Origin of the sequence: Streptomyces sp. NPDC048560 (assembly GCF_040650955.1) — a bacterium.
Lineage (GTDB): Bacteria > Actinomycetota > Actinomycetes > Streptomycetales > Streptomycetaceae > Streptomyces.
The window spans coordinates 281934-294372 of the sequence record NZ_JBEZIJ010000008.1; the positions used below are offsets into that span (position 1 = coordinate 281934).

At 68.3% G+C, this 12439-nt stretch carries 11 protein-coding genes and 1 tRNA gene; 5 read left to right on the forward strand and 7 right to left on the reverse strand.

What is annotated here, in order from left to right; genetic code table 11:
• Positions 1–46 precede the first annotated feature (46 nt).
• The 4 genes from AB0C82_RS22565 to AB0C82_RS22580 are packed head-to-tail and all read left to right on the forward strand — an operon-like array spanning position 47 to position 3085.
• The gene (locus AB0C82_RS22565; protein WP_362844824.1) at positions 47–235 is read left to right on the forward strand and encodes a hypothetical protein; all 189 of its coding nucleotides are present in this window, start codon (positions 47–49) and stop codon (positions 233–235) included.
• On the forward strand, positions 232–870 hold the full coding sequence (locus tag AB0C82_RS22570) for an aminodeoxychorismate/anthranilate synthase component II (RefSeq protein WP_362844827.1): 639 nt from the start codon (positions 232–234) through the stop codon (positions 868–870). The genes AB0C82_RS22565 and AB0C82_RS22570 overlap by 4 nt, the downstream gene beginning before the upstream one ends.
• Positions 867–2330: a class E sortase gene (locus AB0C82_RS22575; RefSeq protein ID WP_362844829.1), complete on the forward strand. Its 1464-nt coding sequence runs from the start codon at positions 867–869 to the stop codon at positions 2328–2330. Before AB0C82_RS22570 ends, AB0C82_RS22575 begins: the two co-directional genes overlap by 4 nt.
• A 26-nt stretch (positions 2331–2356) precedes the next feature.
• Entirely contained in the window at positions 2357–3085 is a 729-nt protein-coding gene (locus AB0C82_RS22580) for a class E sortase (protein WP_362844832.1), read from the forward strand.
• Positions 3086–3188: 103 nt separating this feature from the next.
• Here the strand turns inward: AB0C82_RS22580 and pknB are convergent, their stop codons facing one another.
• From pknB to AB0C82_RS22610, 6 genes are all read right to left on the reverse strand, one after another.
• Positions 3189–5174 carry a Stk1 family PASTA domain-containing Ser/Thr kinase gene (gene pknB / locus AB0C82_RS22585; protein WP_362844835.1) on the reverse strand — a complete coding sequence of 662 codons (1986 nt, stop codon included), beginning with the start codon at positions 5172–5174 and terminating at the stop codon, positions 3189–3191.
• Between the two features lie 165 nt (positions 5175–5339).
• A complete protein-coding gene (locus AB0C82_RS22590; protein WP_362844838.1) occupies positions 5340–6794 on the reverse strand; it encodes a penicillin-binding transpeptidase domain-containing protein in 1455 nt (484 codons plus the stop codon).
• Positions 6791–8191 (reverse strand): FtsW/RodA/SpoVE family cell cycle protein, encoded by a 1401-nt coding sequence (locus AB0C82_RS22595; protein WP_362844840.1) that lies wholly within the window; start codon positions 8189–8191, stop codon positions 6791–6793. The genes AB0C82_RS22590 and AB0C82_RS22595 overlap by 4 nt, the downstream gene beginning before the upstream one ends.
• 20 nt (positions 8192–8211) lie before the next feature.
• Positions 8212–9720 carry a PP2C family serine/threonine-protein phosphatase gene (locus AB0C82_RS22600; protein WP_362844843.1) on the reverse strand — a complete coding sequence of 503 codons (1509 nt, stop codon included), beginning with the start codon at positions 9718–9720 and terminating at the stop codon, positions 8212–8214.
• Positions 9721–9849: 129 nt separating this feature from the next.
• Entirely contained in the window at positions 9850–10371 is a 522-nt protein-coding gene (locus tag AB0C82_RS22605; RefSeq protein WP_362844846.1) for an FHA domain-containing protein, read from the reverse strand.
• Positions 10372–10381: 10 nt separating this feature from the next.
• Positions 10382–11266 (reverse strand): DUF3662 and FHA domain-containing protein, encoded by an 885-nt coding sequence (locus AB0C82_RS22610; RefSeq protein WP_362844849.1) that lies wholly within the window; start codon positions 11264–11266, stop codon positions 10382–10384.
• A gap of 315 nt (positions 11267–11581) precedes the next feature.
• Between AB0C82_RS22610 and AB0C82_RS22615 the strand changes: the two genes are divergently transcribed.
• Positions 11582–11664, forward strand: a tRNA-Leu gene (locus AB0C82_RS22615).
• Positions 11665–11954: 290 nt separating this feature from the next.
• On the opposite strand, the gene AB0C82_RS22620 is transcribed toward AB0C82_RS22615, so the two are convergent.
• Positions 11955–12404 (reverse strand): MarR family winged helix-turn-helix transcriptional regulator, encoded by a 450-nt coding sequence (locus AB0C82_RS22620; RefSeq protein WP_362844852.1) that lies wholly within the window; start codon positions 12402–12404, stop codon positions 11955–11957.
• Positions 12405–12439: the final 35 nt, after the last annotated feature.

The window sequence follows — 12439 nt, forward strand, 5'->3', positions numbered from 1 at the left end:
GCCCGGGCCCTTTAGTCTGGGTGCTGTACCGAATGGAGGGGACAGCATGTACGGCTGGATCTGGCGGCATCTGCCGGGCAACGCGTGGGTGCGCTCAGTCATCTCGCTCGCGCTGGCCCTGGCTGTCGTCTATGCGCTCTTCCAGTACGTCTTCCCCTGGGCGGAGCCGCTGCTTCCGTTCGGTGATGTCACGGTGGACGGCGAAGGCACCAGCGGAGCGGGGACCGGTCAGTGAGCGCACGCATTCTCGTCGTCGACAACTACGACAGCTTCGTCTTCAACCTCGTCCAGTACCTCTACCAGCTCGGCGCCGAGTGCGAGGTGCTGCGCAACGACGAGGTGACCACCGCCCACGCCCAGGACGGTTTCGACGGAGTCCTGCTGTCTCCCGGTCCCGGGGCTCCCGAGCAGGCCGGGGTCTGCATCGACATGGTGCGCCACTGCGCCGCGACGGGCGTTCCGGTGTTCGGCGTCTGCCTCGGGATGCAGTCGATGGCCGTCGCGTACGGCGGTGTGGTCGACCGAGCCCCGGAGCTGCTGCACGGCAAGACCTCTCCCGTCACCCACGAGGGCGTGGGCGTGTTCGCCGGGCTCCCGTCCCCCTTCACCGCCACCCGCTATCACTCGCTCGCGGCGGAGCCGGACACGGTCCCGCCCGAGCTCGAGGTCACGGCCCGCACGGCGGACGGCATCATCATGGGCCTGCGGCACCGCGAACTGGCGGTGGAGGGTGTGCAGTTCCACCCTGAGTCGGTGCTCACCGAACACGGCCACCTGATGCTCGCCAACTGGCTGGTGCGGTGCGGGGACACGGGGGCCGTGGCGAGGTCGGAAGGGCTCGCGCCGGTGGTGGGCAAGGCCGCCGCGTGAGCGGACTCCGCCCCGAACGAGGTGCCGGGGACGAAGGCCCGTACGCGCAGGGCGCGTACGAGGCCGACGGCACGTTCGTGGCGGCGATCGACCAGCTGGCGGACCCGCTGACGGATCCTCTGCCGGATCAGCTGCCCGGGCGGCATGCCTCGCCCTGGTTCAGGGCGGGCAACATCCCGGCGGACGGCGCTGACCCCCTGACGCCACACGCGCAACAGGCCCAGCAGGGGCTCCAGGGGCCCCAGCAGGCGCAGGAAACCCCGAGGGAGTGGTACGACCCCGAGGGCTACGAACGGGACTGGTACCGGCGGCCTGAGCCCTTCCAGGGTGCGGCTTCCCATCCCGTCCCTCCCCCGGGACCTGAACCGGGGGCTGTACCTGGACCTGCTCCCAGTCCCCGACCTGCTCCCAGTCCCGGACCTGCTCCTGGCCCGGGACTTGCTCCCAGTCCCGGACACGGACGTGGACCGGCGCCCGGATCCGTGCGAGGACCGGACGGTGTGCCGCCCGTGCGGGCCTCGCGGCCCCCGGAGGCTTCGCAGCCCGTTTCCCCGGTCCCCGCGGACGACGAGACGGTCGCCCTCAGTACGGTCGACGCGGCATCCGCGCCGCCGTCCACGGCCACCGCCGGACCTCGGACCGGAGGGCGGGCTGAGCGCCGCAGGGCGGCGAAAGGGCGAGGCAGGCGCCGTACGGAAGCCGCAGCCGACGCGGAACCGGAAGCGGGCCGGTCCCCCTCCGCCCCGATGTCCCGGGTGGAGGCGCGCAGGGCGGCCCGCGCGGCCAAGGACAGCCCCGCCGTCGTCGCCAGCCGGGCCGTGGGCGAGGTGTTCATCTCGCTCGGCGTGCTGATGCTGCTGTTCGTCACGTACCAGCTCTGGTGGACCAACGTCCGGGCCGACCTGATCGCCGGCAAGGAGACGAACAAGATCCAGGACGAGTGGGCGAACGGGGAGCGTAAACCCGGGGCCTTCGAACCGGGACAGGGCTTCGCCATCATGCACATCCCGAAGCTGGACGTCGTCGCGCCCATCGCCGAAGGAATCGACAAGGAGAAGGTGCTCGACCGCGGGATGATCGGCCACTACGGCGAGGGCAAGCTGAAGACCGCGATGCCGTCCGCGAAGCAGGGGAACTTCGCGGTGGCCGGCCACCGGAACACCCATGGGGAACCGTTCCGCTACATCAACACGCTGCAGCCGGGCGACCCGATCGTCGTCGAGACGCAGGACACCTACTACACGTACGAGATGACGAGGACCCTTCCCCAGACGTCGCCCTCCAACGTCTCCGTGATCGCGCCCGTCCCCGTCGGTTCGGGATTCACGGCGCCGGGCCGCTACCTCACCCTGACGACCTGTACGCCGGAATTCACGAGTACGTACCGATTGATCGTCTGGGGCAAGATGGTCGACGAACGGCCGCGCAGCAAGGGAAAGCCCGACGCGCTCGTGGGCTGAACATCATCACGACAGGGGGCGGTGCGGTGGCAACGAGGACCGAGCACGAAGCGCGGAACGGCGAGTCCGTGACTCCGGTACCCCGGGGCGGCCGTCACCCTGTCGCCACCGCCGTCAGCGTCTTCGGTGAACTGCTGATCACCGCGGGCCTGGTCCTCGGCCTCTTCGTCGTCTATTCGCTGTGGTGGACCAACGTCCTCGCCGACCGGGCGGCCGACAAGCAGGGCAACACGGTCCGCGACCGCTGGGCGGGCGGCCCGGGAGCCCTGGACACCAAGGACGGCATCGGCTTCCTGCACGTCCCCGCCATGAAGAACGGTGAGGTGCTCGTCAAGAAGGGCACGACCGCCAAGGCCCTGAACGACGGCATCGCGGGTTATTACACCGACCCGGTGAAGTCGGCCCTTCCCTGGGACGACCAGGGCAACTTCACGCTCGCGGCGCACCGGGACGGGCACGGCGCCAAGTTCCACAACATCGACAAGGTGAAGACGGGCGACTCGGTCGTCTTCGAGACCCGGGACACCTGGTACGTCTACAAGGTCTACAAGAAGCTTCCCGAGACGTCGAAGTTCAACGTCGGTGTGATCGCGCCGGTGCCGAAGGAATCGGGGGTGAAGAAGCCCGGCCGCTACATCACGCTGACGACCTGCACGCCGGTCTACACCTCGAAGTACCGCTACGTCGTGTGGGGCGAGCTGGTGCGGACGGAGAAGGTCGACCGAGACCGCACCGAGCCGGCGGAACTGCGCTGAGCCGCTGCCCCTTCCGACGCCCGGATACCGCGAAGGGCCCCGTTCACCAGGTCGGTGAACGGGGCCCTCGGTCGTGCGCGTGGTGCGGGTCCGGGCGGTCGGGTCAGTCCCGGGAACCGAGGCCGCCGAAGAGGCCGCCGCCGTCGTCCCCGCCGCCACCCTCGATGGTGAAGAGGGTGACCGTGCTGCCCTTCGCCACCGGGGTGTTGCCGCCCGGATTGCTGCTGACCACGGTGGCGTTCGGCTTGTCCACGGAACCGGGGGCGAGCGCGACCACGAGGCCGAGGCCCTCCAGCTGGCCCTTCACATCCTGGTACTTCTTGCCCGCGAGGTCGCCCGGGACGGTGACCTGTTCCGGCTGCGGCGGGCCCTTGGACACCTTCAGGACGACCTGTACGTCCTTGGCCTGCTTGCTCGGCCCGGTCGGCGTCTGCTCCAGGACGATGCCCGCAGGTTCGGTCGAGTCGACCTCTGTCTTGGAGACGTTGACGAAGCCGAGGCCGTTGAGCTGGGCCACAGCCGCGTCGAACGTACGGGTACGGACGTCAGGCAGGGAGAACATCTGCTCCTTGGCCACGGTGATCGTGACCTCGGACTCCTTCTCGGCCTTCGAGCCGCCCTCGGGGTTCTGCTCGACGACCGTGTCAGGCGTCTGATCGGACTCGACCGACTTGACGACCACCGAGAAGCCCTTGTCCTCAAGGGCCTTGCGGGCGTCGGACTCGGTCTCGTCGGTGACGTCGGGGACCTCGATCTTCGGCGCCCCGGAGGAGACGATGACCGTGAGGGTCTCCTTCTCCTTCATCTCGCCGGTCGCAGGCGTCTGGCTGCAGATCTTGCCCTTCGGCTGGGACTCGCAGGCTTCCTTGCCGCCGATCTTGAGGACGACGCCGGCGTTGTCCGCGAGCCTCTCCGCTTCCGGCACGGTCGATCCGACCATGTTCGGCACCTTGAAGCTGCTGTCGTCCCCGTTGGAGCCGAAGACGGACTTGCCGATCAGGATGGCGCCGATCAGCACCAGAATGCCCGCGACGATCAGAAGGATCGTCGAGGTGTTGCTCTTCTTCTGACGCCGACGGTCCGGGCGGTCGTCGTATCCGTAGCCGTCGTCCGCGTTGACGGGCGGCAGCATGGACGTCTGCGCGCTGTTCGGATCGGCCTGGCGCAGCGCGGTCGTGGGCTGGTCCTGGTTGTAACCGCCGTACCCGCCGTAACCGGCCGCGCCCATCGCCGCCGTGGCCGCGACCGGCTGACCGTCGAGGCACGCCTCGATGTCGGCCCGCATCTCGTCGGCCGACTGGTAGCGGTAGTCGGGGTCCTTGGTGAGGGCCTTCAGCACGATCGCGTCCATCTCGGGCGTGATCTCGGGGTCGAAGTTGCTCGGGGGCTGGGGCTCTTCCCGCACGTGCTGGTAGGCGACCGCGACCGGTGAGTCGCCGATGAACGGCGGCCTGACCGCGAGCAGCTCGTAGAGCAGGCATCCCGTGGAGTACAGGTCGGAGCGCGCGTCGACCTGCTCGCCCTTGGCCTGCTCGGGAGAGAGGTACTGGGCGGTGCCGATGACGGCGGCGGTCTGGGTCATCGTCATGCCGGAGTCGCCCATGGCGCGGGCGATGCCGAAGTCCATGACCTTGACCTGACCGGTGCGCGTCAGCATGACGTTCGCCGGCTTGATGTCGCGGTGCACGATCTGGGCGCGGTGCGAGTACTCCAGGGCCTGGAGGATGCCCACCGTCATTTCGAGGGTGCGCTCGGGCAGCAGTCTGCGACCGGAGTGCAGCAGTTCCCTGAGCGTGGACCCGTCGACGTACTCCATGACGATGTACGGGATCGAGACCCCGTCCACGTAGTCCTCGCCGGTGTCGTAGACAGCGACGATCGCGGGGTGGTTGAGCGAGGCGGCGGACTGGGCCTCACGGCGGAACCGGGCCTGGAAGGACGGATCGCGGGCCAGATCGGCCCGCAGCGTCTTCACGGCGACGGTGCGGCCGAGCCGGGTGTCGTGCGCGAGGTAGACCTCGGCCATGCCACCACGGCCGAGCACCGAGCCCAGCTCGTACCGGCCGCCGAGGCGACGCGGCTCTTCCATACGTTCCAGCCCTCTCCGTCAGTCCCGACCGCACCCGTGTGTGGTCCGGCGGTGCGCTGTTCGCGCATACGCTACCGGGCACGCGCTATGTGATCGGCCCGCCCCCGGCAGCTGATATCTGACCGGTATCCCAATGTGCTGGTATGACGTCCGGTGTGACGGTCATCACCTGTTGTCGATGACCGCCTTCATCACATTCCTGGCGATCGGGGCGGCCAGCCCGCCACCGGAGATGTCGTCCCGGTTGGCGTTGCCGTCCTCGACCACCACTGCGACGGCCACCGGAGAGCCACTGTCGGTCTTGGCGTACGAGATGAACCAGGCGTACGGCTTCTCGCTGTTGTTCAGACCGTGCTGGGCGGTACCGGTCTTGCCCCCGACTGTGACGCCGTCGATCCGGGCGTTGGTTCCCGTGCCCTTGCTGACGACGGTCTCCATCATCTGCTGGATCTTCTGGGCGTTCTCACCCGAGAGGGGCTGACCGAGCTGCTCCTTCTCGTGGGTGTAGATGACGTCCAGGTTGGGTGCCTGGCGCTGGGCGACCATGTACGGCTGCATGAGCTTGCCGTCGTTGGCGATCGCTGAGGCGACCATGGCCATCTGGAGCGGGGTGGTGCGGTTGGACGCCTGACCGATGCCCGCCATCGCGTTCTGCGGCCGGTTGTCCTTGGGGTAGACGCTCGCGTCGGCCCGGACCGGAGTGAAGATCTCCTTGTTGAAGCCGAACTTCTCGGTCTGCTCGATCATCTTCTCGTTGCCGAGATCGTCGCTCATCTTGCCGAAGACCGTGTTGCACGACCAGCGGAGCGCTTCCCGCAGGGAGGCGTTCTCACACGGGATGCTGCCCTCGTTCTTCAACGGGACGACCGTCTGCGGCAGCTTCCAGGGAAGGGGGGACTCGGTCTTCGCGTCGATGTCGTCGTAGAGGCCGTTCTCCAGCGCCGCGGCGGCGGTGACGACCTTGAACGTCGAGCCGGGCGGGTAGGTCTCCCGCAGGGCCCGGTTGAGCATCGGCTTGTCCTTGTCCTCAAGGAGCTTCTGACGGGCGTCGGAGTCCTTGAGGGAGTTGCCCGCGAAGACCGAGGGGTCGTACGAAGGCGTGCTGGCCAGAGCCAGGATGGCGCCGGTCTGCGGGTCGATCGCGGCGACGGCGCCCTTCTTGTCACCGAGGCCCTTGAAGGCGGCCCTCTGGGCGGCGCCATTCAGCGTCGTCACGACGTTGCCGCCGGTCTTCTTCTCGCCGGTGAACATCGTCAGGGTCCGGTCGAAGAAGAGCTGGTCGTCGTTGCCGGTGAGGATGCCGTCCTCGATGCTCTCCAGCTGGGAGGCGTCGAACGCCTGGGAGGAGTAACCGGTGACGGGCGCCCACATGGGCCCGTCCTGCCAGACCCTCTTGTACGTGAAGTCGCTTCCGGACGTCTTGACGGAGCCGGTGACCGGGCTGCCGTCCACGATGATGTCGCCGCGCTCGTGTGCGTACCGCTCGATCTGGACGCGGCGGTTGTGCTTGTGGTTGTTCAGCTCGTCGGCGCGGACGTACTGCAGCCAGTTGTCCCGGATCAGCAGGGCGAGGACGAGCACCCCGCAGAAGATCGCGATCCGGCGCAGAGGCTTGTTCACGGCCGGACCACCTGGGTCATCTCGGCATCAGGGGAGGGCGCGGGCGCGGGCGCCGGGCGCCGGGCGGTGTCGCTGATCCTGATCAGGATGCCGATCAGCGCCCAGTTGGCGATCACGGACGAACCGCCGGCCGCGAGGAACGGCATGGTCATACCGGTCAGCGGGATGAGTCCCATGACGCCGCCGGCGACGACGAAGACCTGGATGGCGAACGAGCCGGAGAGGCCGACGGCGAGGAGCTTGCCGAAGGGGTCGCGGGCGGCGAGGGCGGTACGGACACCGCGCTCGACGATCAGACCGTAGACGAGCAGGACGGCCATCATTCCGGCGAGGCCGAGTTCCTCACCGACGGTGGCGAGGATGAAGTCGGAGTTGGCGGCGAAGCCGATCAGGTCCGAGTTGCCCTGGCCGAGCCCCGTGCCGAGGGTTCCGCCCGAGCCGAACGCCATCAGGGACTTGGCCATCTGCTCACTCGCGGCCAGCGTGCCCCAGCCTGCGAACGGGTCGAGCCATGCCTCGACGCGCCCCTGGACGTGGGGTTCGAACGAGGCGACGCTGACCGCACCGGCCGCCGACATCAGCAGGCCGAAGACGATCCAGCTGGTGCGCTCGGTCGCGACGTACAGCATGACGACGAACATGCCGAAGAACAGCAGGGAGGAACCGAGGTCGGTCTCGAAGACGAGGATCAGGATCGAGAACGCCCAGACCATCAGGATCGGTCCGAGGTCACGGCCTCGTGGCAGGTAGAGCCCCATGAAGCGGCGGCTGGCCAGCGCGAGGGCGTCCCTCTTGACCATCAGGTAGCCGGCGAAGAAGACGGTGATGATGATCTTGGCGAACTCGCCCGGCTGGATGGTTCCGACGCCGGGGATCTTGATCCAGATCTTGGCGCCGTTCACGGCGGGGAAGAACATCGGCAGGATCAGCAGGAACAGCGCCACGACCATGGAGATGTACGTGTAGCGCTGGAGGAGCCGGTGGTCCTTCAGCGCCACCAGGACGACGACCAGCAGCCCCACGCCGACCGCCGAGAAAAGCAGCTGCTTGGAGGCGGCGGGGACGAAGGTGCTCTCGGCCTGGAAGCGTACGGACTGGTCGAGGCGCCAGATGAGCGCCAGACCCAGACCGTTCAGCAACGTGGCCAGCGGCAGGAGCAGCGGGTCCGAGTACGGGGCGAACTTGCGGACCGCCAAGTGGGCCACGCCGCCGAGCAGGGCGAGCCCGATCCCGTACCCGAGCATTCCGGAAGGCAGCTCGCCGTTGATCGCGAGGCCCACGTTGGCGTAGGCGAACACCGAGATGAAGACGGCGAAGACGACAAGCGCCAGCTCGGTGTTGCGGCGGCTCGGCGCGTCGATCGCGCCGATGGTGGTCGTGTTGGTGACAACGCTCATGTGCTGGGGCCCCCTACGGCTTACTGCTTACCGCACTGCGGGACCAGCTTTTTCTCTTCCTCCGAGAGGCTGGGGCCGGGAGTGGGAGTCGCTGCGGTCGGCTTGGTCCCCTTGGCGGAGGCCGTTGCGGAAGTCTTGTCTGCGGGAGCACCGGCGGTGCCCCCTGCCTGGCCCTCGCCGGTGCGTGCGTCGGCCTCGGCCTCGGCTGCGCGGCGCTGGGCGTCCTTCTTGCAGGCGGATGCCTGGGCGGCGAGTTCGCCGACCTTCTTGCGGGCGTCGGCGAGGCTGCCCTCGGCGATGGTCGCCTCGACCTGCTTGCGCTGGTAGGGCGGGAGGTACTTGAGTTCGATCTCGGGGTGGTCCTTCTCGACCTTCGAGAGCGAGATCCAGGCGAGGTCCTGGCTGATGCCGCGGTACAGCGCGACGTTCTCGTCCTTCGCGCCCACGAAGTACTGCGTCTGCGTCCAGCGGTAGCCGCCGTACAGACCGCCGCCGATGACGGCGAGCGCGAGGATGAGGTACAGGGAGCGCTTCAGCCACCTGCGGCCGCTGCGCGGCTTGGTGAAGTCGTCGTCGGAGTACGAGCCGAAGGCGCCGTCGGGCGACCCGCCGTAGCCGTTGTCGTCTCCGCTGCCGGGAGGGCCGAAGCCGCCCGCGGGCGGCGGGACAGGGCGGCCGAGTCCGGCCGCGCGTCCCGCCGGGGTCTGCATGGCCCCGCCGTCGTTGTGCTGGGCGGCCTGGTTCTCGGCGACCGCTCCGACGATGACCGGGGTGTCGTTGAGCTGACCGGCCAGGGTGTCGTTGCTGTCGACGTCCAGGACGTCGGCCACGATGCAGGTGATGTTGTCGGGGCCGCCGCCGCGCAGAGCCAGCTGGATGAGGTCCTGGATGGTCTCCTGGGGACCCTGGTAGCTGGCCAGGGTCTCTTCCATCGTCTGGTGGGAGACGACGCCGGAGAGTCCGTCGGAACAGATCAGGTAGCGGTCGCCGGCCCGGACCTCACGGATGGAGAGGTCGGGTTCGACGTGGTCACCGCTGCCCAGGGCCCGCATCAGCAGGGAGCGCTGCGGGTGGGTGGTGGCCTCTTCCTCGGTGATCCGGCCCTCGTCGACGAGACGCTGCACCCAGGTGTGGTCCTGGGTGATCTGCGTCAGCACGCCGTCGCGCAGAAGATAGGCGCGGGAGTCGCCGACGTGGACGAGGCCCAGGCGCTGTCCCGTCCAGAGCAGGGCGGTGAGCGTGGTGCCCATGCCCTCCAGCTGGGGGTCCTCCTCGACCATCAGGCGGAGCTGGTCGTTGGCCCGCTGGACCGCCGTACCGAGCGAGGTCAGGATGTCGGAGCCCGGCACGTCGTCGTCGAGCTGGACGAGCGTGGAGATCACCTCTGAGCTGGCGACCTCTCCGGCCGCCTGGCCGCCCATGCCGTCGGCGATGGCGAGAAGGCGGGGGCCGGCGTAGCCGGAGTCCTCGTTGCCTTCCCGGATCATGCCCTTGTGCGATCCGGCGGCGAAGCGCAGGGACAAGCTCATGCGCACCTCGCCCGTCGGTTCGGGGTACAGCCGGTCTCGAGCCACACTGCCCACCCTCCGGTCGGGAGCCGGGCCGGGTCCGTCGTAAGGACCGCCGCGGCTCGCTCGCTCCGCTCGCTCATTGTCGTACTACTTCCGCAGCTCGATGACGGTCTTGCCGATGCGGATCGGCGCGCCCAGCGGAACTGGCGTCGGGGTGGTGAGCCGGGTCCGGTCGAGATACGTGCCATTGGTGGACCCGAGATCCTCGACGATCCACTGGCCGTCACGGTCCGGGTAGATCCTGGCATGGCGGCTGGACGCGTAGTCGTCGTCCAGCACGATGGTTGAGTCGTGCGCCCGGCCAAGCGTGATGGTCTGGCCCTGGAGCGCCACCGTAGTACCGGTGAGGGTGCCTTCGGAGACGACCAGTTTGGTGGGTGCCCCGCGGCGCTGGCGCCCGGGCTGCTGGCGCTGCTGCGGTGGAGCCGCGGCAGCTGATGGTTGGCGCGCCTGTTGAGGGCGCGTGTCAGCGGCAGTGCGGCGTGAGCCGCGCTGCGTGACGCGCGTTCCGAACAGGTCGCTTCTGATGACCTGGACGGCCACGATCACGAACAGCCACAGAACGGCTAGGAAACCTAGCCGCATGACCGTCAGGGTCAGCTCTGACATTGCCCCCGCTTCACCCTTCGGCTTGCCGGTAAACGATGGTGGTGCTGCCCACGACGATCCGCGAGCCGTCGCGGAGCGTAGCGCGGGTGGTGTGCTGCCCGTCTACCACGATGCCGTTGGTAGACCCGAGATCCTGGATCGTCGAGGGCGTTCCGGTCCGGATCTCACAGTGCCGGCGCGATACGCCGGGATCGTCGATCCGCACGTCGGCGTCGGTGCTTCGTCCCATCACCAACGTCGGGCGGGAGATCTGATGGCGGGTGCCATTGATCTCGATCCAGCGCCGTACCTGTGCGTCCGGCAGGGGGCCGGGCGTGCTCGGAGGGCGCCGGTCGGTCGAGGGACCACCGGGGCGCCCCGCGCCCGGCGGCGGGGCCGCGGGCATGGGCGGAGCGGCGGTCGGGGGGTAGCCGTAACCGCCGGGCGCCTGCGGGGCGGCGGGCCGCCCGGGGCCGGGCCGGTTCGGCTGTGCGTGCGGGGAATGGCCGGCCTGGGGTGCGGGCGGGCCCTGCTGTGAGGAACTCGACGCGAGCGTCCGGCTGCGGACACGGTAGAGCCCGGTGTCGAGGTCGTCGGCCTTCTCCAGGTGGACCTTGATCGGGCCCATGAAGGTGTAGCGCTGCTGCTTGGCGTAGTCCCGTACGAGACCGGACAGCTCGTCGCCGAGCTGGCCGGAGTACGGGCTGAGCCGCTCGAAGTCGGGTGTGCTCAGCTCGACGATGAAGTCGTTGGGGACGACGGTGCGCTCGCGGTTCCAGATCGTGGCGTTGTTGTCGCACTCGCGCTGGAGCGCGCCGGCGATCTCGACCGGCTGCACCTCGGACTTGAAGACCTTGGCGAAGGTGCCATTGACCAGACCTTCGAGACGCTGCTCGAAACGCTTCATGACTCCCATGGGGCACCTCCTCCGGTGTCGTCGTCCCTGTACTGCTTACTGATCGTATCCACGCGTCGGGAAATCGGCTGGTTCCCCTTGTCTGCCCAGTGGATGAGTGTCACCCCTCACACGGATCGTAGAGGTGGCCTCCTCACAGTGTCCCGCACGCGGGGTGCGTTCAGGAGGAGTGGGGGGCGGGGCTCCGCGTTCCCGCTTCCCCCCATGTGTTCGCCAAAACAACGGATGTGAATCCACCCAGTCCATCGTGCTAATCTTCCGGATGTCGCCAGGCGCTCACACCGAACGGTGAGAGAGTCTCAAAACAACACTCATGCGCGAGTGGCGGAACGGCAGACGCGCTGGCTTCAGGTGCCAGTGTCCTTAGGGACGTGGGGGTTCAAATCCCCCCTCGCGCACAACGGAGCACCGATGGTTGGTGCTCGGTAGTAACGCAAGAACGGTCGTCATCGGAATTCCGATGGCGGCCGTTTCGCGTTGTGCGGGCGTTTCGCGTTGTGCGGGAGTGGCCCGTCCCGGTGGTTCGGGGGAGCGGTGTCTCGCGGCGGTTCGCGTCAGTTCTCTCGTCAGTTCCTTGCGTCAGTGGTGTGCGACAGCGGTGGGGATCACCCGTCTGCTGGCCAGCTGGCTGGACCAGCTGTTCGGGCAGTGGCGTGTTTCACGTGAAACGACCGTTTTGGTCCTGGTCCTACTCGGACGCTGCCTCGCCGGCGGAGTTGTAGCGCAACAGGTACTGCGCGAACCGGGAGAGGTCGTCCTCCGTCCAGTCGCCGAGTCGTTTCCGGTAGGCCGCCCGACGGCTGGCCTTCGTCGCCGCGAGTGCCTGGGTTCCGGCCTCGGTGGGGCGCAGCACCTGGATGCGGTGATCGTCGGGGTCCGCGTGGCGCTCGACCAGGCCCAGTTTCTCCAGGGATCCCACCTGCCTGCTGACGGTCGACTTGTCGAGCATGTAGTGCGCGGCCAGATCGGCGGCGCGACAGCCGTGCTGTTCGTCGATATGGGCCAGCAGTGTGTACGAGACCAGTGGTAGTTCCGGATGTAGGCGCGCGGCCGCCGACCGTGCGCGGCGTGCGAAGGCGGTCAGTTCGCGCTGGATGACGTCCAGCGACTCTTCGCGTTCCCCGGGCGTGCTGGCCACCGGTCCACCTCTCTCGGATCTTCGCTGCCGATTCA